The sequence below is a fragment of the Acinetobacter sp. BWR-L5 genome (genome assembly GCF_039655985.1).
In the GTDB taxonomy this organism is placed as follows: domain Bacteria; phylum Pseudomonadota; class Gammaproteobacteria; order Pseudomonadales; family Moraxellaceae; genus Acinetobacter; species Acinetobacter johnsonii.
On the sequence record NZ_JAGFEV010000009.1, the window covers coordinates 75,267 to 100,464 of the forward strand.

Sequence of the window (25,198 nt, forward strand, 5' to 3'; positions counted from 1 at the left end):
TGTGCAAAAAAAAATAATTCACGTCGGTATGGCTGATAAGTTTTTACCTCCTTTGATTGACTTTATACAGGAAAAATTTTCACATGAAGGTAATGTTTTTTATCTTTATGGAGATGAGAGTGTTTATGGTTTTTTAAAAGATAGAGGGGTGTTTTTTTTAGGAAAAAAAGCTAATAACACCAGCTATTTTCAGCTCTTATCAGAAATGTATAGCGCTGATAAAGTGATACTACATGGATTATTTAGTTCAAAAGTTATAAAACTTCTTTTTTATAACCCGTGGCTATTAAAGAAATGCTATTGGCTCATGTGGGGGGGGGATTTATATGAGACTCATATAAATTCTGGCCTATCTGCTTATTATAAAAAATATGTCATAAAGAATATGGGGTATTTGCTCACATATCTACCAGGCGATGTTGAATATGCGAGAAAAAGATTTGGAGCCAAAGGAAAGTATGTTGAAAACCTTGGCTATTTAAGCAATATTTTTAGTTTAAGTCACGGTTCTGATCAAAAGCATAATGAAGTTATCCATATTCTATTGGGTAATTCTGCTGACCCTGCAAATGAGCACATTGAAGCTTTAGCTCAACTCGAAAAATTTAAAGAGTCAAATATTAAGATTTATGTACCTTTATCTTATGGAAATCAAGCTTATGCAGAACAGGTGATCGAATATGGTAAGACTATATTTGAGCATAAGTTTGTCCCCTTGACTGAATTCATGACCTATGAAAAATATCAGTGTTTTCTTAAAAATATAGATATTGCTATTTTTAATCACAAACGACAGCAGGCTATGGGTAATACTATTAGTCTCTTAGGGATGGGGAAAGTAGTGTACTTGAGGCCTGGAACGTCGCAGTGGAAACTATTGAAAGAAATGGGTGTTGATATTTTTGATATTGAAGAATTTAGTTTAACTAATAATGAAAAATTAGTTAAAAATGAAATCAATATAAAGAATTACTTTTCAAAAGAAAACTTTGAAGATAAATGGAAAAGTTTGTTGGAGTCATAAAAAGTGGCATATTTATCTGAAGAACAACTCAATGCAATGGGTTTTAAGAATTTAGGCATAAACGTAAAAATTAGTGATAAAGCTTCAATTTATAATTGCGAACAAATAACGATTGGTGATCATTCGCGGATTGATGATTTTTGTGTTATTTCTGGGAAGGTAACCATAGGTCGAAATGTGCATATTGCACCAATGTGTCTAGTTGCTGGTGGTGAGAAGGGAATTATTTTTAGCGATTTTTCAGGGTTAGCCTATCATGTACAAGTTTTTACACAATCTGATGATTATAGTGGAGCATCTTTGACTAACCCAACGATACCTAAGGAATATAAAAATGAAACTAAAAGAGAAGTCACTTTAGGCAAGCATGTAATTGTAGGGGCAGGTACGATAGTATTTCCTGGGGTTTGTATCGCTGATGGATGTTCAATTGGTGCTTTAAGTCTAGTGAATAAAAGCACTCAGGAATGGGGGATTTATGTTGGTAATCCTGCAAAAAGAGTTAAAGATCGGAAAAAAGATTTATTAGATCTAGAACTTAAATATTTAAATAATAGTATTACAAACTAGGATGAATGGATTTAAGCATGTTTTTTGAATTTATTAGTTCGAATCAATGTATGCATAATGCTCTTAATTATGAAAGGGTATATAAATTTAGGTTTTCAAAAAATGATGTGGAAAAGTTTGCTGAAATAACGGGCGATGTTAATCCTATTCATTTAGATGAAGAATATGCAAAAACGACGTTTTTTAAGAGCCCAATAGTTCATGGTTTTTTTGTCGGGAGTGTATTTTCTAGGATCTTTGGCACTGATTATCCTGGTATTGGTACAATTTATTTAAACCAGTCTATGAATTTTAAAGCACCAGTATTTATGGATCAAACATATTATGCTCAGATTGTAGTGAATCAAATCGATGAAGATAAAGGAAATGTTAAACTTGCAACAACTGTTTCTGATGAGTCTGGTAGAAAAGTTTTGATAGGTGAAGCAACATTAAAACACTCACTATTTTGTGTATAAGTCTAAATAATAAATGAATTGGTAGATTGATGATTCCTTTTAATAATGCGCCAGTATTAGGTTCTGAAACTAAATTGATTGTAGACGCCATCCAGTCTAAAAAGCTCTCAGGTGATGGTAAGTATTCGAAGTTATGTCAAAAATGGTTTGAAGACTCGTTTACTTGTAAAAAAACTTTATTAACCCCTTCTTGTACACATGCACTTGAGCTAGCAGCATTATTGCTAGATATTTGTGAGGGGGATGAAGTCATTATGCCAAGCTATACTTTTGTAAGTACGGCAAATGCATTTGTTTTACGAGGTGCAAAAATTATTTTTGTAGATATTCGTCCGGATACAATGAATATCGATGAAACAAAAATAGAAGCAGCAATTACATCAAAAACAAAAGTGATTGTTCCAGTGCATTATGCAGGTGTTGCATGTGAAATGGATGTAATTATGGATTTAGCCCATAAATATCATTTGTATGTCGTTGAAGATGCTGCGCAAGGTGTCATGTCTACCTATAAAGGAAAGGCATTGGGGACTATTGGACATTTAGCTGCTTTTAGTTTTCATGAAACAAAAAATTATACGAGTGGCGGTGAGGGCGGGTTATTACTCATAAATGATCAACGGTTTATAGAAAGAGCAGAAGTTATTAGGGAAAAAGGCACTAATCGTAGCCAGTTTTTTAGAGGTATGGTGGATAAATATACTTGGAGTGATATTGGTAGTAGTTTGTTGCCAAGTGAGCTTCAGGCTGCTTATTTATTTGCTCAGTTGGATAGTGCTGAACATATTAATCAAGAGCGCTTAAAGGCATGGAACTATTATTATGAAAAATTGGTTCCCTTAACATATAGCTCAAAAATAGAATTATCACAAATTCCTGAAAACTGTAAGCATAATGCTCATATGTTTTATGTGAAAGTTAAAGATATAAAACGAAGAAGTAGTTTACTCCAATATTTGAAAGACAACGGTGTTCAGGCTACATTTCATTATGTTCCCTTGCATAGCTCTCCCGCAGGTGAAAAATACTCTGAGTTTTGTGGTCTTGATGAATTCACGACTAAAGAGAGCGAGAGATTGCTAAGGTTGCCTTTATGGTATGGTATTTCTAATCAACAACAGGAAACTGTCGTGAAAATGATTTATACATTTTTTGAAACTATAATTAGTGCAGATGAATGATGGAACCACTAATTTCTGTATATATACCAACCTATAATAGGTTGGAGCTTTTAAAAAGGGCTGTTCAGTCTGTACAGAATCAAACATATAAAAATTTTGAAATCATTATTGTCGATGATAACTCATCAGATGGTACACAAGATTTTTTAGTTGGATTGACCAAAGTAGATTCACGTATTCGCTATTTTTTTAAGGATAAAAATAGCGGTGCATGCGTCAGCCGAAATATTGCAATTAATTTAGCACAAGGTGAGTTAATCACAGGCTTAGATGATGATGATTATTTTTTACCACATCGCCTTGAGTTCTTTCTAGATTATTGGGTAAATAAAAAGAGAGAAGACTCAATCGCTTTATTTACTTCAAATATTAAAAGTGAAAAAAGTAATCAAGCAAAAGAGCATAGTTTATTTTCTAAAAAATACTTTAAGAAAGATGATCTCCTTTTTGCAAACTATGTTGGTAATCAAATTTTTACAGAAACAAAAACGTTACGACAAGTTTCTGGTTTTGATGAGAGTTTCTGCATGTGGCAAGACTTAGAGCTTTGGTATCGAGTTGGTGACTTGGGTAATTTTGAGCACGTTGATAAGCCTACATATTTTTTTGATACAAGTCATTTGTATGGGAGAATTAGCGAAGCTAAATCAGAAAAAATATTTAAAACAGTTGAGCAGTTTTCCGAAAAAAATCAGTTAAATAATTTTAAAAAAAGAATGTTAAATAATCACTTATACAACTATAAAGTGATACATAAAGATCGTTTCGCAAATTTTATTAAAGAAATTTTGAAGTTAAGTATTATTATGAGAAACTTTTTTAAATAAATGGGCTTATTTCAGAGAGTATTTAGAAATACTCTCTGAAATAAGTTTTTTGCTTATTTGCTTTTTCGGCCTTAAATTTATAGGTTAATTTATATATTTTATAGATATCCTTTTCTAACTTGGAACTATCAATTTGATTAATCTCTTTAAATAAAATGCTATTTAAAAGATGGCGATTGTCACCATATTGAGGTAGTTTTTTAAGATTCTCTTGGAAAGATTGTATATTTCGATATAAAAGTTCGAAATAATAGTCGATTAAAAAGTAATCTATAAGTTGATCGTTATTTTTCCAATATTCGAAAAATAAGTCTTTAAATAGCAAAGCAATGAAATCATTTTTACCAAATTTTATAAAATTACCAGCCCAACGACCTTTTGATATTGAGTAGGTAGGAAAAATAGCGCTAGTTAAGCTAAAAAAAGAATGATTTGTTACGTATTTGGGAAGTGGTGACAGGGTTAAATATGTTGAATCAATCCATACCCCCCCATGCGTTGCTAACAAGGTAAATCTTAATATATCCGAGAGTTGTGTATAAGAGATGATACCTTTTTTAAATTTTTCTTCAATGTAAGAGGGTAAATCAATAAAATCTTTATAATTATCTAATGTTACTATTTTAATCGTGTATTCATCTTGATTAAATTGCTTTAGATTCCAGATACACTTTTGTACCAGAGCCGGAGCGTGATCTTCTCCCTGAAACCAGCATACCCAAATAATATTAGTGATGCTTGGGTTATTATTTATTAATAGTTTCTCTTTGTACGTTTCTAATGTATCGAGATGTAATTTTTGTAATTCCTGAACAATTAAATCTGTTTTTTTCTGGAATAAAAAGTTTGAAAATCTTCTTAAAAAATAATGCTTTTTTGAAATTTTAAACAATTTATTGATCAATTGAACTTGTCTAAATATTTTTGGCGAAATTGTTTGCATATATTTAGACCCTATTCCTTATCCGCATTTCCCTTTAAGACCATATAAATTAAACCGACAAAAATGACAAAAGCACCCGCAAGGCTACTTACACAGAAAAAGACAATACGGTCATAGGTGGTTAAATTAAATAATTGATTGTCTAGAATATAGCGCATGAAAAACCATTGTACGATTGCAAACACAATTAGCACAATACCACGACGACGGACTTCAGGGCGCATAGCCATTTGGTTGCTCACAACTTATCTAAAACAGTGCGCTATTATGCCACTGCTGAGAATTGATCTCAAATGAATAAAAGTATTCTATTCAGGCCTTTAGCAAATAACATAAATTATTGCTTTCGAACTGCTTGAGATCATGTGCGAGTTTGTGGAGCCTACATTGGTGGCTGTATCTGATAAGCATTGATATTGCCATAACAATTTCTAAAACGTTTATAGGACCAAATATACTGTTCAGGTGCTTGGTTAATTATGTCTTGCATGGCAAGATTTAAACTGTCCACCGACAGCTGTAGATCTGTCGATAAAATATCTTGAGATAGCTCAGTACAGTACACATCAAAACCTGTTGCGTCAGCATTACGAATACAACTTAATCCAATCACATTGCATTGCGTTTTAGCTGCCATTTTAGAGACCAGTGTCGTGGACAAAGTATTTTGCTGGAAAAAATATGAATAAATACCTCCACTCGGTTTTGGCAGATGATCTGGTAAAACAACAGTTAACCCACCTTGCTTGAGGTGTTTAAAAATCTGACGAATCCCTGTTTCATCAGTAGGAACAAGGGTTGCATTAAACTTTTGCCGTGCAGCTAAAATATAGCGATTAACACCTTTAATTTTATAGGGTTTGTACATAATCATGGGTTGCGTATAGAGATTTAACCATGCATTTAACAGCTCCCAACAACCAAAATGAGGAATGACCACAATCACGCCTTTTTTATTGGCTAAAGCCTCTGTTAGAACAGATTCCCCCTGAATATTTTTTAATAAATCTAGGTTGTATTGTGGTGGCATTCCCCAACATTTTAAAAATTCAATATAGGTCTGGCACTGGCTTTGAATGCTGAGATGAACACGTTTCTGGAGTGCTATTGGGTCGAGCTCAGGGTAGGCCAACTGCAGATTAATAGTGGTGATACGCTTGATTGAAGAGTCACTATAGTAAAGCAGGTGTGCAATTCCGCGTGCGATGTATTGTAAAAAGGACAATGGAAAAAGTGAGATGATTTTAAGCAGATAATAAATAGCCATATTTTGACTCAGAAATCTTTTGAAAAGATGAGATGAGAGAAAATTTTGCAAAGAGACTTAAAAATCTAAGATAGATAGAATCAAAAAAAGATGAGCGTCTTAAGAACAAAATAAATGAATAAATCAATAGAGTGATTCAGTGCCAGAACTGCTGCAATAAAATATAGACTATCGTGAATCACTGTAAGGGGGATAGATCAAAAGTTCAAAAGAAATTTTGGAAAATTTGAAGCGAAAATAATATCTATGGAATGGATGGTCTGGTCTTGAATGAAAAAACCCTGCGTATGGCAGGGTTTCTTTAATCAAAATCTAAAGATTATTTGGTTTCTTCAGCTTTTGGTTTTTCACGTAAGCGAATACCTAAATCACGTAGTTGATTTGATTCAACTGGTGCAGGCGCTTGCGTTAATGGACATTCAGCAGTTTTGGTTTTCGGGAATGCAATCACATCACGAATAGACGCACCACCCGTCATGAGCATGACTAAACGGTCTAGACCGAATGCTAAACCACCATGCGGAGGAGCACCGTAACGTAATGCATTGAGTAAGAAGCTAAATTTCTCTTCTGCTTCTTCTTCACCAATACCTAAAGCTTCAAAAATTGCTTTTTGCATTTCTAGGTTATGAATACGCAGTGAACCACCACCAATTTCAGTACCGTTTAACACCATGTCATAAGCCACAGAAAGCGCAGCACCTGGGTTATTTTTCACATCTTCAACGCTTGATTTAGGCAGTGTGAATGGGTGGTGAACAGAAGTCCATTTGCCATCATCTGTTTCTTCAAACATTGGGAAGTCAACCACCCAAAGCGGTGCCCATTCGCAAGTCGACATTTTCAAGTCATGACCGACTTTAATACGTAAAGCACCCATGGCATCGTTCACAACTTTAGCTTTGTCTGCACCAAAGAACACGATATCGCCATTTTCTGCGCCAACACGTTTCAAGAGATCAAGCACGATTGGCTCGATGAATTTCACGATTGGAGATTGTAAACCTTCGATACCTTTTTCAAGCTCGTTTACTTTGATGTACGCTAAACCTTTTGCACCGTAGATGCCGACAAATTTCGTGTATTCATCAATTTGGCTACGTGGTAAAGAGCCTGCACCAGGAACACGTAATGCAACGATACGACCCTTAGGATCTTTAGCTGGACCTGCGAATACCTTGAATTCAACTTCTTGCATCAGGTCTGCAACGTCAACCAATTTCAAAGGAATACGTAAGTCTGGTTTGTCCGATGCATAGTCACGCATAGCATCTGTATACGTCATGCGTGGGAATTTATCGAATTGAACATCAAGAAGTTCTTTGAACATCTTAACGGTCAAGGTTTCCATTAAATCCATGATGTCATCGTCACTCATGAACGATGTTTCAACGTCGATTTGGGTGAATTCAGGCTGACGGTCTGCACGTAAGTCTTCATCACGGAAACATTTTGCGATTTGGTAGTAACGATCGATACCACCCACCATCAACAATTGTTTGAATAATTGTGGTGATTGTGGAAGTGCATAGAAGCTACCATTTGAAACACGGCTTGGCACTAAGTAGTCACGCGCACCTTCAGGCGTTGCACGGGTTAAAATTGGAGTTTCAACGTCTAAGAAACCATTGTCTTCGAAATAGTTACGAATGAGGTTGGTTAGCTTAGAACGGAAACGTAAACGATCTAACATTTCAGGACGACGGATGTCCAAGAAACGGTATTTCAAACGAATTTCTTCAGAAATATTGGTGTTGTCGTCATTCAATGGGAACGGCGGAGTTTCTGATGCAGCAAGAACTTCGATTTCTTTACCTAAAACTTCGATTTGACCGCTCACCATATTGGCATTTTCTGTGCCTGCGTAGCGGCGACGTACACGACCTGTAATTTTTAATACGAATTCTGAACGTACTTTGTCTGCAGTTGCGAATGCTTCAGGAGTGTCTGGGTCAATAACCACTTGCACAAGACCATCACGGTCACGCATATCAAGGAAGATGACACCACCGTGGTCACGGCGACGGTGTACCCAACCGCAGAGGGTTACTGTTTCATCAATTTGAGTTTCGGTTAAAGAACCGCAGTAATGAGTTCGCATCATGGCGTTAAAAATCCAACTATATGGCTAAAGGTAGCGAATACGTAAACAGCGTACCGCCAGAAATAAAGGTAGGATTATGCCTCTTTGGGCATTGACTCTCAAGGCATAGCTTAAAAAAGGCATGAAATAGCATTTAAGCGTTGGTCTAAATTCAGCCTAAACGATAGTCTCGATCTAAAAATAAAAACAGAATGCAGCCAAAGATTAGAATTAGCAAAGCGACTTGGCTAAATTCATTAATACTTCGCCCAGTAAAATAATACAGGTCTGACTGCCAAACATGCGTGGGAATATAACGTGCATAGTCCCAAACACTGACTAAGCCGCCTAAAAGACTGAGTATGAACAGTCCCATCGCAAAGCGTTTGATTTTTAAACTCACAGGAAAATGTTGCTGATAGCTTTGGTAATAACGCCAACACATCCACGCCAACAAGGGGAGGGCCAGTGCCGATGTGCCAATTTGTAAAATGCGGTGTAGCGGATAGTAGTGCCCTAACAAAGAGATCTTTTGGCTTAAAAATGCATGTCCAAACAAGGTGCGGAAGTCAGCATGGGTGAGTCCGTCCCATAACAGATGCGTTGCTGTACCCAGCAGGATCGCGAGAATAACGGCCACAGAAAATTTAAAAAAACGCAGCATACTGCTCAGCCTTAATTCATGCTGAATGCCTAAAAAACGATAAAAACAGGGCCGTAATAGCGCGTACCACAAGACACAAAAACTGAGTCCAATCCAAAGATCGGGATGGATCAGTGAAGTCCAGTAGTGGGTAGTATTTGAATTGGCTTGTGTAAACAGTCGATAAAGATCAGGGGTCATGCTGCCAATAGCAATGGCAGCAATCGGTAAACGGGCACCACTGAGTTTGGCTAGAGGAGGCGCGAGAACGGCATGTGAAATGGTAAAGGGCATTGATCTGTTGGCGTTGGCATCGACTTAGATGGATAGGGCAGTTTATCTTTTTTCTGCGATTGGAATGTTTTTTATTGCAATGAATTTGAAATGTTATATTATAACAATATTCAAAAATTGTACGCTTGAGTGAGTTCCATGGCTTTCCATAAAAATTTGATAACGCTCTCTATTTTGGCGGTGGTCGCACCTGCCGTTTTTGCAGATGACACAACAACACAACAACTTGAAACGTTGACCAGCCAAGCACATCCACTCGTTCAGACCGCTGCTGATTTTGCAGTCGCCGATCAGGTCATCGGGCAAAAAAGTTTAAAAGAACGCGCACCGACCATTGGGGATGCTTTGGCCGATGAGTTGGGGGTATATTCAAATCAGTATGGTTCAGGTTCAAGTCGACCCGTGATTCGAGGTCAAGATGGCCCACGCGTGAAAGTTTTACAACATGCTTCAGAAACAGCCGATGTTTCGAGTTTATCGCCAGACCATGCCGTGACGGTCGATCCGATTTTGGCCAAGCAAATTGAAATCATCCGTGGCCCTTCAACCCTGTTATACAGTGCAGGCACCGTGGGTGGGTTGGTCAATGTCACCGATCAAAAAATTCCAACCAGCATGCCTGAAAAAGGTCTAGAAGGTACGGCGGGATTACGCTACAACTCTGGCAGTGATGAAAAGTTGGCCAGTGCTGGGGCGACGGTTGCTTTGGGCAGTCAGTTTGCTTTGCGGGTTGAAGGTTCAAAACGTGAAGCGAATGACTATATTGCGCCGAACTATTTCCATGAGCATGAGGGGGAACTCGAAAAAGAACGTCGTGTCGGAAATACCTTTGCCAAAGGTGAAACTGTCAGTGTTGGTGGTTCATGGATTGGTGAGCGTGGTTTTGCGGGTATTGCCTATACCAACCGTCAAGATCAATACGGTTTACCTGGGCATAGCCATGAATATGAGAGCTGTCATCCGCATGATGATCATTTGCACTGTGACGGAAGCGATAATCATGGACATACGGACGAACATGATCACTCAGGACAGGACCATGCGCATGACGAACATGAGGCAGGCCCTTGGGTTGACTTAAAGTCGGAGCGTTATGACTTCCGTACAGAAATTTTAAATCCGATTGCAGGGTTTGAGAAGTTGCGTGCCCATGCCAGTTATACCGACTACCGACATGATGAAATTGAAGGTGATAGCGTTGCAACCACTTTTAAAAGTAAAGGTTATGATGCGCGTCTAGAACTGGTGCATCAGCCGATTGCGGATTGGGAAGGTGTGGTTGGCGTACAGTACAATCAACAAAAACTAGATATCACGGGTGAAGAGTCTATTTTAGAACCGACCAAGACGCAAAAGTGGAGCGTGTTTGGTGTAGAACACAAGCAGTGGAATGACTTCCATTTTGAGTTAGGGGCGCGTGTCGATCAGCAGACGATTGATATTGAGTCAGATCGAAAAGACTATGATGATTATGCCGTGTCCTATTCGGGTGCTGTGAATTGGATGTTTGCACCGAACTATAAACTGTCTTTGGTCGGGTCACATCAAGAGCGTTTACCTTTGGCACAAGAGCTTTATGCTGATGGTAAGCATCTTGCAACCAATACCTATGAGCGCGGCAATGAAAATCTGGATGTCGAAAAGTCCAATAACCTAGAGTTAGGTTTCCATTACGATACGGATAAAATTGATTATCATGTTCATGTTTACCACAATTGGTATGACAACTACATTTATGCTCAAACAACTTATCGTTACAAAAACTTCCGCTTGGTAGACTACACCCAAGACAAAGCGCGTTTTTATGGGACTGAAGCAGAAGCCTCTTATGCTATCAATGATGTTTATAAAATGAGTGTCTTTGGTGACTATGTACGTGGCAAAATTGACAATGAAAATGCTCCACGGGTGCCTGCTGGCCGTTTAGGAACAAAAGTGAATGCGAACTTTAGTGACACGTGGTCAGGAACGGCAGAGTACTACCATGTGTTTGAGCAAGATCGAATTGCAAGCTATGAGACGGAAACACAGGGCTATAACATGGTGAATCTCGGCTTGGCGTATAATGGTCAGTATATGCAGGGCAATGACTATCGCGTGTATTTCAAAGCCAATAACCTCTTAGATGAGACGGTTTATTCGCATACTTCGTTCTTATCGACCATTCCACAAGTGGGGCGTAACTTCACGGTCGGACTCGACTTTAGTTTCTAAGGTGCTATTTCAAGCTTCAACCCAACCTCTCCTTAAATGAGAGTTTAGGGAGAGGTTGCCAAAACATTGACAACAGAAATCCTCTTGAAAAATAAAACAATAAAACCTAGTCTGAGTATATTGGATTAGGTTTTTTGTTATGCGTATCTTTCGAAAATTACATCAAAAGCTCAACTGGACATCGACCCGTTATGTCGGTGTCGTGGTGGGTTTATTGGCTCTGACTTATTTAACGTCTGCAGTTTACCATAGCGTTAAACCACTGCCTGATGGGCTGGACTATACTGGCAAGTTACGTCATGCCGATGTCAAATTTATTGCAGATCAAACCTACATCGATGTACAAGGCAAACAGCAACAAGATCATCATATTTTCAACACAGTGTTTCAACTGATTGAAGATGCGCAAACCACGATTGTGTTGGATATGTTCTTGTTTAATAATGAAGTGGGGACATCTCAAGCATCACAACGGGCGTTGACTCGGCAGCTGACCGATGCGTTGATTGTCAAGCGCAGCTTACATCCGAATATTGAAATCAGAGTCATCACTGACCCGATTAACTCAGTGTATGGCGGGCTATTACCTGAGCATTACCGTAAATTGCGTCAGGCAGGCGTGGATGTGATTGAAACCGATTTACGTCCGCTACGTGCTTCTAACCCTATTTGGTCAGGTTTTTGGTATATCTGTTGTCAAAATGCAGGCAATAATCCCGACGGCGGTTGGTTAAGAAACCCGTTTGGGGATGAAAAAATTACCCTACGTAGTTATTTAAACTTATTTAACTTTAAAGCCAATCATCGCAAAACATTGGTGGTCGATACCGCGGAAGGTTGGAAAACCTTGGTCACATCTGCGAATCCGCATGATGGCAGTTCGCGACATTCCAATGTGGCGCTGTTGGTGACAGGCAATACCGCAATTGATGTCTTGAAAACAGAGCAAACCGTGGCTCACATGTCTCAGGGCGATGTACCGATGGTGATTTTGGGCGAAATTGCAGGAATTCCATCGCAGCCGCAGGTACAGGTGCTGACTGAAAAAGCAATCCTAGATGCAACACTCAACTTGTTGAATACAGCAAAAGCCAATGATCAGATTGATTTGGCGATGTTCTATTTATCTGAGCGTCAAATTATCAATGCTTTAAAAGATGCACAGAATCGCGGCGTTAAACTTCGGATTTTACTTGACCCAAATAAAGATGCATTTGGTCGTCAAAAGAATGGAATTCCGAACCGTCAAGTTGCATCTGAGCTTAACGATGCTGGTATTACAGTGCGGTGGTGTAATACACAAGGAGAGCAGTGTCATAGCAAAATGATTTTAAAACGCCATGTGCAAGAAGCAGAGCTTATTTTAGGTTCTGCAAATTTTACCGCACGGAATTTGAAGAATTATAACTTAGAGACCAATTTGCGTGTGATTGGCCAGTCTAATGCAGCGGTGTTTACAGATGCACAGCAATATTTTGATGGGGCATGGTTGAACTTAAATGGTCGTCAAATGAGTGTGGGCTACGAGCAATATAAAGATGAGTCGAAACTCAAATATGGGCTATACCGCTTTATGGAGTGGAGTGGTTTATCGACATTTTAATTTCGAATTCCTTTTGCCGTTTCATGAAAAGCGGCACTCCCTCTATTGTGCAAGATGAAAAGTCCCTCTTTTTAAAGAGGGATTTAGGGAGATTTAATTTTTAAGATTTTACTGTTCAGGATTTGGCGGGATGATCTCATCCAAATCTTTATCGGTCATCTTATCGAGTTCATGCAGATCAGTTTTGATTTTCCATTTTTCAATATCTTCTACAGGGCTTGGTAGGCGTGCTTCTAACCAGTCACAAATGACATCAGGTGGAAAATCAGGATGGTTACACTGAATGACCCATGCCAAGAATTGCTTGGCTTCACCATTCATATACGGCGGCGGTGACACAGGTAAAAACTGCGTCGGTAGGCGCTCATTTTTAGAAATATAGTTCAGTACATGTCCCAACTCTTGTACCGTTTGCCATGCCAAAGGATGATCTACATCAATTTGAAACTTAAACCACCATGCACTTTTTCCATCTGTGCCATAAGCATCAATCAGATTTTTTTGAATACTGGGCACTTTTGCAAAATATTCATAGAGTCGATCAAAACTTAATTCAGCCACGATTGTTCATCCAATACATTTATAAACAAAGATTAAGTATAAACTGAAAACATATACGATTTTTTGCTTTTCAAAGAAATCCTGCTTCAAACCTTATAGTGGTGATAACGGCCAGTGATCTAAAATTGATAACTTGTACATTTTTTATCCATAAAATAGGTTTAAAATAATAATATTCACCTCAGTGGAGGAAGATGATGAAATATTTAAAAATAATCTATGGAATAAGTTTACTCAGCTTATGTCCTGTACTGAGTTTTGCTCAACCAGCGACGCGTTATTATGGAAAACCGCTGACTTCGCAAACGCAGCGTTTCCCAACCTATGCTGGGCCGTATCAAGGAGCAATGCCCAGACCTACATCACCGCCTCAAATTGAGCCCCCTCATCACAGACCACCTCCACACCATCCACCACATGGCGGATATCCGATGCGACCGGGTGTGAGTATTATTTACCGAGCACCCAGCTATTCAACCTATAGTCAGGAAACCAATAGCTATGTGTATGGGGATGGCGACTCCAGTATTGAAAGCCGTGATTATGTGTTGATTACGGATTGGCGACGTTTGGGATTGCCAGACCCACCTGAAGGCATGCACTGGATCTATGAAAATGGACGCTACGCCTTAGAACCAGATTCAAAATAAATGAATCTTTGATCGATATAGAAAACCCTCCGTTGTTTAGATGGAGGGTTTTTTAGTGGTCAATAAAGAATTAAGCGAGTTCATCATCTTGTGGGCGTGGTGTTTTCCCTTCAGGTAAAGGCTTGTCGGCATGTTTATCCCGAATTACTGAAGGATAATTCCACGATGCATAACGCACCACCAAAATTGCAATTGCCATAATTAAAATTGAACCCGTAATAATCACCAAATCCATATCAGCTTTGTGGTCATGCTGGATATCGGAAATTAAAAGACGGGTGAGGGCGGTGATGGCGATATAAATTAAAAAGCGGACAGGCATGTGGTTGGTTTTAAAATAGATACCAACCATTGCACCCAGTTCTAAGTAGATGAATAACAATAAAATATCATCAATTGAGGCATATTGTTTAATGGTCAGGATCTCATAAACGGTATGTCCTGCCGACCAAATCACCATACAGCCAATAATAAATAAAGCCACATAGTGAAAGCTTTCTACTGCAGTATTGCCCAGTTTATCGAGGAGGGTTTCTATTTTCTCTATTTTGGGGTCACGGTTAGTCATGGCTGCCTCCTGATATGTTGATGGTGGTTTATTGCATCATAAGCAAATTTCATGCACATGACGTATAAAAGCAAAAATAAAGCTGAGCCATAAAAAAACGCCTGACGAAGCAGGCGTTTTTTATTCAGTGTTTAAGCGATTAAGCTTGGCTGGTGAAGTAGTCTTCAGAGAAGTTCATGATGACTTCTGCACCTGCTTTTACTTTTGCAATACGTAAGTCGATTTCAGGCAAAATGCGTTGAGCGAAATAAGCTGCGAGCGCCAGTTTATTTTGATAGAAGTCACCATCTTTGGCTTTTGCAGCATTGGCAATTCTTGCAAACATATAGGCAAAGCTGAGTAGGCCGACTGCATGTAAGTAATCTACTGCCGCAGCATTCGGGAACTCTGCACTTTCAGCAGCACGTTCAAGAACATACTTGGTCACTTCTTCCACTTCAGTTGCTGCATCGAGTGTTGCATCTTTAATGAAGTTTAGGTCTGCATCTAAGCCGTTAGCAAAGTCACGGATTTCAGTAATGTAGTCTGCGATGAATGCACCACCACATTTAATGGTTTTACGACCGATTAAATCTTGAGACTGAACGCCGTTGGTGCCTTCATAGATTTGTGCAATACGTAAGTCACGTACACATTGCTCCATGCCCCATTCACGAATATAGCCATGACCACCGAAGACCATTTGTGAATCAATTACTGCGTTAAATGCAGTATCGGTTAAATACGCTTTTGCAATAGGGGTTAACAATGCAACACGGTCATTGGCTGCTTTCACCGCTTCAGTGTCTGTTGAGAACTTAGTGATATCCAATTGCTGACCCACGTAAACTGCAAATGCACGAGATGCTTCATTGTTCGCACGTGCATTCAGCAACATACGACGTACATCACCATGAACTAAAATGCTGTCTGCAGGTTTAGCAGGCGATTGAACACCAGAAGCGCTACGACCCTGTAGACGATCTGTTGCGTACTGTGCCGCATTTTGGTAGGCAAATTCAGATGCGCCTAAACCTTGAATACCCATTGACAAACGTTCGTAGTTCATCATCACGAACATTGCCGCAAGGCCTTCATTTTCTTTACCGACCAAGTAACCTTTGGCACCATCAAAGTTCATTACACAAGTCGCAGACGCTTTGATCCCCATTTTGTGTTCAATTGAACCTGGACCTGCCGCATTACGCTCGCCTACAGAACCATCTGCATTCACTAGGAATTTAGGCACGATGAATAATGAAATACCACGTGAACCCGCAGGTGCATCAGGAGTTTTTGCCAAAACTAAGTGAATGATGTTTTCAGCTAAGTCGTGGTCACCGCCAGTAATAAAGATTTTAGTCCCTGTAATGTTATAGGTACCGTCTTCGTTGCGTTCAGCTTTAGTTTTGATAATGCCTAAATCTGTACCTGCATGAGGCTCAGTTAAACACATGGTCCCAGACCATTCGCCTGAGTAAATTTTAGGTAAATAGGTTTCTTTTTGTTCTTGCGATGCGTAGCTGTTCAGAGCCATGCCAGCACCGACAGAAAGAAGCGGGTAGAGCATGAATGATGGGTTAGTTGCGAACAGCATTTCATCTGCCAGAACCGTCAGCATTTTTGGCATGCCTTGACCGCCCCATTCTTCATCAGCCGCTAAGCCAATCCAGCCGCCTTCAGCATATTGCTTAAACGCTTCTTTAAAACCAGCAGGCGTAGTCACTGCGCCATTGCTAAAAGTTGCGCCTTCTTCATCACCTGTACGGTTTAAAGGCAGGGTTACGTTCTGCGCAAATTTAGCCATTTCCTCGAGGATCGCTTCAGCCGTCGCACTGTCTACATGAGCTAGATTTTCATTAGACTGCCAGAACTGATCTGCATTGAAAACGTCATTGAGGATAAATTTCATATCCGCAAGTGGGGCATTATAAATTGGCATGTTCGTTCACCTGTTTATTGTTTGAATCTCTGTAGACTTAGGACAGCTTAATTAACAACGGAGAGTGTTGTTAAATGACCCAAGCGAAATAACGCTCTATTTATAAAGAAAAAGGACCGCCAAAGCTATGACTGTCCTTTTTCATTTCTGTACTCAAGAGTACAACTATTTCGAATATCGAATTAGTTATTAATTACTTAGAATGCAAAGTGCTCTGCATCTAATGCGAGTAATGGTTCTACGCCACCAGCAATCACATCAACGTGTGAGCGAACACGTGGAAGAATCTTCTTGAAGTAGAAACGAGCTGTAGTGACTTTCGCATTATAGAAGTCAACGTCAGTTGTACCTGCAGCCAATGTTTCTTGTGCAACAAGTGCCATACGTGCCCATAGGTAAGCAAGCGTTACATAACCAGAGAAGTAGAGGTAATCGACCGCAGCAGCACCCACTTCATCTGGGTTTTGCATTGCTTTCATACCAATTTGCATGGTTAAGTCGCCCCACTCTTTGTTTAGAGCAGCAAGAGGTTCAACAAACTCTTTCATTGCCGCATTGTCTTTGTTTGCTTCAACAAATTTGTGAATAATCTTAGTGAAGTCTTTCAACATTGCACCTTGAGTACCCAAAACTTTACGACCTAACAAGTCAAGCGCTTGGATTTCAGTTGTCCCTTCGTATAGACACGCAATACGTGTATCACGAACGATTTGTTCCATACCATGCTCTGAAATAAAGCCGTGACCACCAAACACTTGAACGCCGTGTTTTGCAGATTCAGAACCTGTTTCAGTCAAGAATGCTTTTGCAATTGGGGTAAGGAGTGACAAGATGTTGTCAGAAGATTTACGCTCTTCTTCCGTTGCACCTTGCTCAACCACGTCCGCATGTAGAGACAATAAGTAAACAAGTGCACGACCACCTTCAGCAAATGCTTTTTGAGTTAACAGCATGTTACGAACAGCAGGGTGAACAATAATTGGATCGGCTTCTTTTTCTGGTGCTTTAGGACCTGTTAAAGAACGCATTGCCAAGCGGTCTTTCGCATAGGTTAATGCACCTTGGAATGCACCTTCAGATGCAGCAAGACCTTGAACAGCAGTACCAATACGTGCGGTGTTCATGAAAGTGAACATGCAGTTTAAGCCACGGTTTTCAGGGCCAATCAAGAAACCTTTTGCATTGTCAAAGTTGATTACGCAAGTTGAGTTACCATGGATACCCATTTTGTGTTCGATAGAACCACAACGCACCGCGTTACGCTCACCCACACTACCGTCTGCGTTTAAGTTAAACTTCGGTACGATGAATAAAGAAATACCTTTGGTGCCTTTAGGTGCGCCAGGAAGACGAGCAAGTACAATGTGAACAATGTTCTCAGCCATGTCATGTTCACCCGCTGAGATAAAGATTTTCTCACCAGTGATTGCATAGCTACCGTCAGCTTGTGGCTCAGCTTTAGTACGGATAATACCCAAGTCAGAACCAGCGTGTGATTCTGTTAAGCACATCGTACCTGTCCAAACACCTGAAACAAGGTTTGGTAAGTAAGCATCTTTTTGTTCAGCTGAACCGTGATGTTCTAAAGTACGAACTGCACCATGAGAAAGACCTGGGTACATGCCCCATGCCCAGTTTGCAGTACCGACCATTTCTGAAATCACGTTACCCAAAGAAACAGGTAATGCTTGACCGCCGTATTGTTCTTCAGCAGAAAGAGACGGGAAGCCAAGTTCGATATATTTTTGATACGCTTCTTTAAAGCCAGTTGGAGTTGTAACAACGCCATCATTCCAAGTACAACCTTCGCGGTCGCCGCTTTGGTTGATTGGAGACAATTCGTTTTCACAGAAATCTGCAGCAGCTTCTAAATATTGGTCAACCAATTCACGGCTTACGGTTTCCTGAAATGCAGGCAATTTAGAATAGTGTTCTTCTGCATTCAATAGCTCATGCAGTACGAATTGCATATCACGTAAGGGCGCTTTGTATTGTGGCATATCGGTTTCCTCAATACTGGTTTAACCAGCTTATAATCCTAATAAACATAAAAACGTGTCTTCTTTGACACGGATTGGAATAACTTAATCGTGCAACATCTTCTAATTTGGTACAAGCGGTTCAGGTGCTTTTCTTGGTGACTGTAAAGTCAAATAAATATTATTCAAAATCGCTAAGTGCACTGAGTGTAAACAGTTTTGCTACTTTTGGCATGACATAAATAGTCAAAAAGCGTAAAAAGTTATGTCCAATAAAAAAGGCGCAATTTGCGCCTTTTTTATATATTTATGCTTTTTAAAGTGGCTTAAGCAGCCTTATTCGGTGCTGAAACAGGGGCTTTAGGCTGGAAGTGAACGATACATTTGCCATCTACTGTTTGTGTGCCAACTTTTAACTGCACGACTTTACCATCGGTTTGACCTTGGCAGGCTTTGGTCGCAGCTTGTTGGCGCGCTTGACGTTCAGCTAAACGTTGATCGTATTGCTGAGTTAACTCAGCACGTTTCGCATCGGTTAGCGGTTCGCCGCGTTGCATATGCATGCCACGGAACTCACCACGATCGGCTTGATCGCCACGCATTGGGCGATGTTCACCACGTTTCATTTCATCACGGTTCGGTTTAAACGAAATCGCACATGTGCCATCTAGCGTTTGTTCACCTGCTTTGACTTGGACTGCTGACCCCACCGCTTTGCCATCGCAGGCTTTTTTAATGTCTTGCATGACTTGCTTGCGTTCAGTACGCATTTTTTCAAATTGTTCGCGTTGTTCAGGTGTCATGTGACGGTCTTTTTGATAATGACCATGCATATGTTGCGACTGCTCCATATCTTTCGGTGCTTGGGTAGATTGACAGGCTGTCAACGCACCTACAGATAAAACGCTGGCAGTGGCTAAAGCCAATTTTGTCATCTTATTCATTCTACAACTCCCCCATACAAGAGCATGTGATTTTGGATGATTAAAGATTAAATAATAAAGATGTAGAAACAATGGAGAGTTTTTTGGTGCAGTGTTCTATACAATAACAAGGCAAAAGAATGACCGAGAGATTGCTTTTGAAGATTCGCCGCGTACCGATTGCTTTACGCTTATTCCTCACTGTATTGCTAACCACTTTGGTGATTACCACGGTGAGTTTAGGTGTGTTGCATTGGACGATGCAAAAGAATTTTGCCAAATATGTGGCGGACGTGGAAATGCAAAAGCTCGATCATCTGATTGATAACTTGGCTGGCGTTTATAGCACTTATCATGACTGGGGCAATGCTATTCAAGCGCAAATTTTGCAGATTGAAGGACATGCCGCGCCAGATGATTATGACCGTCTCTCTCGTTGGTGGTTGCGCCGCCAGTACGATATTGCTCTGCAACAGCGTTATTTTAAAGAAAATACCAAAACCTTACTCAGTGATGTTTCTACCACTGAAGTCAAACATGAAAAGCAGATTTTAACCGAACAAGAACTGCAAGCTTTGGAGGAAAACTTACCTTCTGAGTTTCAACCCTTTGAAGGTTTAAAGTTCCCGCTCAGCGCCAATCAAAATGTGTTCCGCCCAGATCGTAAAAAAGAAGAGATTGAACAAGAGAGCAAACAAAACACAGGCAAAAAACAGTTTATTTCCACGCCTGACCGTTTGGGTCTTAGCTCGCGTTTGTCTTTATACGATACGCAGCGTCAGTTCGTGGTCGGTGAACCTTCGGATGATCAAGTTTCTTTCCGTCCTATTGTAGTGAATAACCAAGTGGTGGGCTACTTGGGGCTGAAACCAGTTCTCGATCAAGATGATGCGTTGAGTATCAACTTCTTTAGTAACCAAAAACGTTATTTATTGCTGGTCTATGGTTTAACCGTTTTTGCTAGTTTAATTGCTGCACTGTTACTTGCGACTTATTTTAAGACGCCAATTCAACGTTTATTGAATGGTACGCGTGAATTAACCAAGGGTAATTTTCAGCATCAAGTTAAAGTGAATCGAAACGATGAGCTAGGTGATTTATCCAATGAACTGAACCAACTGGCGGTGATTTTAGATCAGCATGAAATTTCACGTCGTCAATGGGTGTCAGATACTTCACATGAGTTGAAAACGCCGTTGGCGGTATTACAAGCGCAGATCGAAGCAATGCAAGACGGTATTCGAAAACCAACCCCTGAGCATTTTGAATCGATGTTACGCCAAGTCACCAGTTTGAAAAAACTCACGCATGACTTGGCCGATTTGGCACAAGCGGAAGCACAGCAATTAAACTGTTACTTTGCAACCGTGAACCCGTGGGCGGTGATTGAGCAAGAAGTGGAAAACTTTAAGCCTAAATTTGAACAGGCCCATTTAAGCATCAGTGTCGAAGGTGAGGGCGCCGAGTTACAACTTGATATTGACCGCTTTAAGCAAATCATGGTCAATTTGTTGGGCAATAGCATTCGTTATACCGAAGCGGGTGGTCAGGTTCGAGTCCATACGGAACAGTCCGCAACTGATTGGACGGTGTATGTTGATGACAGTCCATATGGTTTAAGTGATGAGCAACTGGCACGACTCGGTGAGCGTTTCTACCGAGTCGATGATTCGCGTACCCGTAGCACAGGTGGTACAGGTTTAGGTTTGGCTTTATCGGCTAAACTGGCGCAGGCTTTAGGCGGCGAATTGAGTTTTGATCATTCGCCTTTGGGTGGTTTACGTTGCAAGTTAACGTTCCCAAAAAAATGAAACACAAAAGGAAGTATGTATGAAACATATTATGCTGGTTGAAGATGAAGTAGAACTTGCACAATTGGTCCGCGATTATCTTGAAGCAGCGGGCTTTGAAGTCAGTATGTTTCACGATGGTCAGGATGCATTTGATAGCTTTACGCAGCGTAAGCCGAGTCTGATGATTTTAGACTTGATGGTGCCGCGTATGGATGGCTTGACCATTTGCCGTAAAGTCCGTGAACAGTCGGATTTGCCGATCATTATGGTCACTGCACGTACGGAAGAAATTGACCGCGTGCTTGGCTTGAACATGGGGGCAGATGACTATGTGTGTAAACCCTTTAGCCCGAAAGAATTGGTGGCACGTGTGCAAGCCGTGTTACGTCGTTTAGAGCGTAAGGCTGAGCCCGAAGATCAGTCTTTGTTCCGTATGGATAAGGCGCAGCAACGCATTTGGTATCAACAAAAGCCTTTAAACCTAACGCCGACCGAGTTTCGTTTACTGGAGTTGTTTTTAGAGCATGTGGGGCAAGTGTATTCACGTGCACAGTTACTAGATCATATCAACCCAGACAGTTTTGAAGTAGCTGACCGTGTGATTGATAGCCATATTAAGAACTTACGTCGTAAGATTTCGGATGCAGCTGAAACAGGCAACCGTCATGAATGGGTTCAGGCGGTATATGGTGTAGGCTACCGTTTTGAATATCCTGAAGATTAATGCAGTTTACTGAACGATAGAAGAAGCGGATCAGCCTTGGGCTATCCGCTTTTTTTATGGAATTAAAGCAAAGGCAGCAATCAAAATCAGCAGTTTGCTTAAATCTCCAACTGGTGAAATGAAACCGAGCAATCTGCAATTTAAAAGGACAAGACTGGTTGATCGTCTGTGCAAGCGGTACAATTCATTTTTTTATCAGATGAGCATGTGTTTTGAGCAGCGAGACGCCTAAACTTCAGCGCCGTTTAAAGAACCGCCATATTCAATTGATCGCCATGGGGGGTGCAATTGGCACAGGGCTGTTCTTAGGTTCAGCACATATTATTGAATCTGCTGGCCCTTCGATTATTTTGGGTTATATGATTGGCGGTTTGATTGCATTTTTAATTATGCGTCAGCTCGGTGAAATGATTGTGCATGAGCCAGTGACGGGTTCATTCAGCTACTTTGCCTTTAAATATTGGGGGCGGTTTTCAGGCTTTTTAACGGGCTGGAACTACTGGGTGCTGTACATCTTAGTGGTGATGACTGAGCTGACCGCGATTGGTAAATATGTGAATTACTGGTGGCCACATATTCCTGCGTGGGTCTCGGTGCTGGTGTTTTTTGTGGTGATCACACTGGCCAATCTTGCCAATGTCAAACTGTATGCGGAGTCTGAGTTTTGGCTGTCGATGATTAAAGTTGTGGCGATTATCGCCATGATCATCTTCGGGATTTATCTGTTGTTGACGGCTGATGTCGGTTCAACTGCATCTGTCACGAACTTATGGGTACATGGTGGGTTTTTCCCACATGGCTTTGAAGGCTTGTTTTATATGCTGGCCTTTATGATGTTTGCCTTTGGCGGTATTGAGTTGATCAGTATGGCGGCTGCGGAAACCGAAGATCCTGAAAAGAACATTCCAAAAGCCGTCAATCAAACGGTGATTCGGGTTTTCCTATTCTATATTTGCTCGCTGGCGATTCTTTTGTCTCTGGTGCCTTGGAATCAATTGGATTTGGGGGGCTTAGATAAAAGCCCATTCGTACTGATTTTTAAGCAAATAGGCATTGATTGGGCAGCGCATTTACTCAATTTTATTATTCTGACGGCATCGGTTTCTGTTTGTAATAGTGGGATGTATGCCAATAGTCGCATGCTATTAGGTCTGGCCGAACAGGGCAATGCCCCGCAAGTTTTTAAGCAGGTTAATCGACAAGGGACACCGATTGCGGCGGTTTTATTTTCAGCCTTACTGATTTTTGGGTGTGTGCTGCTAAATTACTTCTTGCCTGAAAAAGCGCTCAGTTATCTGATTTATATTGTGGTCAGTGCTGCGGTGTTGAATTGGATGATGATCAGTTTGATCCATCTTAAATTTAGACAGAGTATGAAAAAACAGGGTATTCAAACCAAGTTTCCAGCGTTATTTGCACCGTTTAGCAATTATTTTGTTTTAGTATTTATGCTGATGATTTTATATATCATGTGGAATCAAGGTTTTATGCTTTCCGTGTTGATGCTTCCTGTGTGGATCCTCGTGTTATTTGTTTTATTTAAAACATTGAAGGCGAAGAAGAGCTAAAGCGCAGGTGATGATGTTGAAAAGGACTCATATGGAGTCCTTTTTTTATTGGGCTTTTGATCATTTCGGGTTCTGGTTCATGGGGAAGTTATAAGCATTTTAAATAATGTTTTAGTTTGTCTTTTTACTTTTACGTTTTGTTTTAGATAAAGTCGATGAGCCGATATTCATATCAGCGAAGCATTCTGCTAGTCATGAGCATGTTACTTAGGGTTGGACTATAAGATAGTGTCCAAACTTTTCGACAATACATTTAAATAAGCAACTGAATATGAAAATGACTAAGACTTTACTGATTCTCAGCCTGTCTTTGTACGAGTTCACCCTGACTTTCTGATTAACTTGAGTGGAGAGTGAGCGACTTGCATACTCCATCTTTTCAGATTGGTCTGTGTAGATAATTAAATAGGCAAAATTGAGAAAAGAGTGCTTGTATTTCCGACAGATTGAAGCAGTGGGCTATAAAGTTGGTTTTAAATCACGCAAAAATTTATTTTAAGGAGTCAGGTTTAGCTTCGGTTATCCTGAAAACTATCCACAATTTCTGCGGATAATTTTGGGGGTAAGTCTAATTAAGCTTATTTTTCCATGTACGTTTTGGCTTACAACTATTCAAGTCGATTGCGTCTAGGTCAGTCCCAAGATTTTTTATATGATGCAGTCATAGAGAACAGGAAGTTCCAAAACATAAAACAAAAATGATAAGTTCAACACTAGGATGTGAGGTACAACAGGAGTTATACCTAGCTAACCAATACGAAAAAGCCCGACAGGATGTCGGGCTTTTTTTATCATCTATGAATGCCTCATTTCGCTTTTCTTTTCAAAATTTGGGTTCCAAATGGGCAATACGTAGAAAACGTTGAAAAACTGTTTAGCCGAGACAATATACCTTCAAATCCATGACCTGTTTGATGCAGTGATAGGGTTGCGCTTTAGAACATGTAATAGGCGTAATTAAAAATCTTTTTCATTCAATACATATTTAGGTGATGGCTTTAAGCGCAGCGATTCGCTGTCTTTGTCGTTTATTCAGCTTGGATACCACGAGTTCATAAGAGCTATGTACTAGATCAATGACTAAATCCGAATCTAAGTTTTCATGCTCATAAATTGAAATCCAATGCTTTTTATTCATATGCCAACCTGCATGAATATACGGATAAATATCACGTAACATCGCGCCGTGGTCAGGCGTAACTTTTAAGTTACTTAAAGCTGCCCCACTTAAAGATGAATTGAGCAAAAACATTTTATCCATGACTTTATAGACATCACAGCCTTCACCAAAGGGCTGACTACACGTCACTTCTGGCAGGGCAAGTGCAGCTTTTGCAGCAATAAGGTGTAAGGACATGGTGATCATCACTCAGTGGGCGAAGCCCTGTGGATATTGTTTAATTT

At 40.1% G+C, this 25,198-nt stretch carries 22 protein-coding genes; 11 read left to right on the forward strand and 11 right to left on the reverse strand.

The genetic code is table 11. The features are described 5' to 3' along the window. Nucleotide 1: 1 nt before the first annotated feature. From JZ787_RS15120 to JZ787_RS15140, 5 genes are read left to right on the forward strand one after another with little or no spacing between them, the layout of a single operon-like run. Nucleotides 2–1,024, forward strand: coding sequence for a TDP-N-acetylfucosamine:lipid II N-acetylfucosaminyltransferase (locus JZ787_RS15120; RefSeq protein ID WP_346312735.1), 1,023 nt, complete (start codon nucleotides 2–4; stop codon nucleotides 1,022–1,024). A gap of 3 nt (nucleotides 1,025–1,027) precedes the next feature. After that, nucleotides 1,028–1,594 (forward strand): acyltransferase, encoded by a 567-nt coding sequence (locus JZ787_RS15125; RefSeq protein WP_218289228.1) that lies wholly within the window; start codon nucleotides 1,028–1,030, stop codon nucleotides 1,592–1,594. Nucleotides 1,595–1,611: 17 nt separating this feature from the next. After that, a complete protein-coding gene (locus JZ787_RS15130) occupies nucleotides 1,612–2,052 on the forward strand; it encodes a MaoC family dehydratase (protein WP_218289227.1) in 441 nt (146 codons plus the stop codon). Nucleotides 2,053–2,081: 29 nt separating this feature from the next. Beyond that, nucleotides 2,082–3,233, forward strand: coding sequence for a dTDP-4-amino-4,6-dideoxygalactose transaminase (gene rffA, locus JZ787_RS15135; protein WP_308469529.1), 1,152 nt, complete (start codon nucleotides 2,082–2,084; stop codon nucleotides 3,231–3,233). Continuing rightward, nucleotides 3,230–4,060, forward strand: coding sequence for a glycosyltransferase (locus JZ787_RS15140; protein ID WP_218289226.1), 831 nt, complete (start codon nucleotides 3,230–3,232; stop codon nucleotides 4,058–4,060). The genes rffA and JZ787_RS15140 overlap by 4 nt, the downstream gene beginning before the upstream one ends. A gap of 22 nt (nucleotides 4,061–4,082) precedes the next feature. Here JZ787_RS15140 and JZ787_RS15145 read toward each other — a convergent pair whose 3' ends face one another. From JZ787_RS15145 to JZ787_RS15165, 5 genes are all read right to left on the reverse strand, one after another. Beyond that, a complete protein-coding gene (locus JZ787_RS15145; protein WP_346312736.1) occupies nucleotides 4,083–5,003 on the reverse strand; it encodes a capsular polysaccharide synthesis protein in 921 nt (306 codons plus the stop codon). Nucleotides 5,004–5,014: 11 nt separating this feature from the next. Beyond that, the gene (locus tag JZ787_RS15150) at nucleotides 5,015–5,233 is read right to left on the reverse strand and encodes a hypothetical protein (protein ID WP_004983573.1); all 219 of its coding nucleotides are present in this window, start codon (nucleotides 5,231–5,233) and stop codon (nucleotides 5,015–5,017) included. A gap of 152 nt (nucleotides 5,234–5,385) precedes the next feature. Continuing rightward, nucleotides 5,386–6,270: a lysophospholipid acyltransferase family protein gene (locus JZ787_RS15155; RefSeq protein ID WP_346312737.1), complete on the reverse strand. Its 885-nt coding sequence runs from the start codon at nucleotides 6,268–6,270 to the stop codon at nucleotides 5,386–5,388. A gap of 319 nt (nucleotides 6,271–6,589) precedes the next feature. Further along, a complete protein-coding gene (gene aspS, locus JZ787_RS15160; protein WP_004697728.1) occupies nucleotides 6,590–8,374 on the reverse strand; it encodes an aspartate--tRNA ligase in 1,785 nt (594 codons plus the stop codon). Between the two features lie 151 nt (nucleotides 8,375–8,525). After that, on the reverse strand, nucleotides 8,526–9,290 hold the full coding sequence (locus tag JZ787_RS15165) for a DUF4184 family protein (RefSeq protein ID WP_346312738.1): 765 nt from the start codon (nucleotides 9,288–9,290) through the stop codon (nucleotides 8,526–8,528). Nucleotides 9,291–9,428: 138 nt separating this feature from the next. On the opposite strand from JZ787_RS15165, the gene znuD reads away from it, so the two are divergent. After that, nucleotides 9,429–11,504: a zinc piracy TonB-dependent receptor ZnuD gene (gene znuD, locus JZ787_RS15170; RefSeq protein ID WP_346312739.1), complete on the forward strand. Its 2,076-nt coding sequence runs from the start codon at nucleotides 9,429–9,431 to the stop codon at nucleotides 11,502–11,504. Between the two features lie 139 nt (nucleotides 11,505–11,643). Then, nucleotides 11,644–13,107, forward strand: coding sequence for a phospholipase D family protein (locus JZ787_RS15175; RefSeq protein WP_346312740.1), 1,464 nt, complete (start codon nucleotides 11,644–11,646; stop codon nucleotides 13,105–13,107). A gap of 108 nt (nucleotides 13,108–13,215) precedes the next feature. Here the strand turns inward: JZ787_RS15175 and JZ787_RS15180 are convergent, their stop codons facing one another. Continuing rightward, nucleotides 13,216–13,668, reverse strand: a complete 453-nt coding sequence (locus tag JZ787_RS15180; RefSeq protein ID WP_333640540.1) for a hypothetical protein — start codon at nucleotides 13,666–13,668, stop codon at nucleotides 13,216–13,218. A 194-nt stretch (nucleotides 13,669–13,862) separates the two neighbouring features. Here JZ787_RS15180 and JZ787_RS15185 point away from each other — a divergent pair, with 194 nt between their 5' ends. Beyond that, nucleotides 13,863–14,318 carry an RcnB family protein gene (locus tag JZ787_RS15185; protein ID WP_346312741.1) on the forward strand — a complete coding sequence of 152 codons (456 nt, stop codon included), beginning with the start codon at nucleotides 13,863–13,865 and terminating at the stop codon, nucleotides 14,316–14,318. Nucleotides 14,319–14,388: 70 nt separating this feature from the next. Here JZ787_RS15185 and JZ787_RS15190 read toward each other — a convergent pair whose 3' ends face one another. The 4 genes from JZ787_RS15190 to JZ787_RS15205 form a co-directional block, all read right to left on the reverse strand. Further along, complete coding sequence (locus JZ787_RS15190) at nucleotides 14,389–14,886, reverse strand: phosphate-starvation-inducible PsiE family protein (RefSeq protein WP_004983586.1); 498 nt, start codon at nucleotides 14,884–14,886, stop codon at nucleotides 14,389–14,391. A gap of 139 nt (nucleotides 14,887–15,025) precedes the next feature. Continuing rightward, nucleotides 15,026–16,807 carry an acyl-CoA dehydrogenase C-terminal domain-containing protein gene (locus JZ787_RS15195; protein ID WP_346312742.1) on the reverse strand — a complete coding sequence of 594 codons (1,782 nt, stop codon included), beginning with the start codon at nucleotides 16,805–16,807 and terminating at the stop codon, nucleotides 15,026–15,028. 197 nt (nucleotides 16,808–17,004) lie between these two features. Further along, complete coding sequence (locus JZ787_RS15200; protein ID WP_078425693.1) at nucleotides 17,005–18,807, reverse strand: acyl-CoA dehydrogenase C-terminal domain-containing protein; 1,803 nt, start codon at nucleotides 18,805–18,807, stop codon at nucleotides 17,005–17,007. Nucleotides 18,808–19,112: 305 nt separating this feature from the next. After that, nucleotides 19,113–19,730 carry a hypothetical protein gene (locus JZ787_RS15205; RefSeq protein WP_346312743.1) on the reverse strand — a complete coding sequence of 206 codons (618 nt, stop codon included), beginning with the start codon at nucleotides 19,728–19,730 and terminating at the stop codon, nucleotides 19,113–19,115. Nucleotides 19,731–19,849: 119 nt separating this feature from the next. Between JZ787_RS15205 and baeS the strand changes: the two genes are divergently transcribed. The 3 genes from baeS to JZ787_RS15220 all read left to right on the forward strand — a co-directional run bounded on the left by baeS (nucleotide 19,850) and on the right by JZ787_RS15220 (nucleotide 23,794). Then, complete coding sequence (baeS, locus tag JZ787_RS15210) at nucleotides 19,850–21,520, forward strand: sensor histidine kinase efflux regulator BaeS (RefSeq protein WP_078388470.1); 1,671 nt, start codon at nucleotides 19,850–19,852, stop codon at nucleotides 21,518–21,520. A 19-nt stretch (nucleotides 21,521–21,539) separates the two neighbouring features. Further along, complete coding sequence (locus JZ787_RS15215) at nucleotides 21,540–22,226, forward strand: response regulator (protein ID WP_004983596.1); 687 nt, start codon at nucleotides 21,540–21,542, stop codon at nucleotides 22,224–22,226. Between the two features lie 212 nt (nucleotides 22,227–22,438). Next, nucleotides 22,439–23,794 (forward strand): amino acid permease, encoded by a 1,356-nt coding sequence (locus JZ787_RS15220; protein WP_148825511.1) that lies wholly within the window; start codon nucleotides 22,439–22,441, stop codon nucleotides 23,792–23,794. Nucleotides 23,795–24,779: 985 nt separating this feature from the next. Here JZ787_RS15220 and JZ787_RS15225 read toward each other — a convergent pair. Then, nucleotides 24,780–25,151 (reverse strand): MmcQ/YjbR family DNA-binding protein, encoded by a 372-nt coding sequence (locus JZ787_RS15225; protein WP_346312744.1) that lies wholly within the window; start codon nucleotides 25,149–25,151, stop codon nucleotides 24,780–24,782. Nucleotides 25,152–25,198 lie beyond the last annotated feature (47 nt).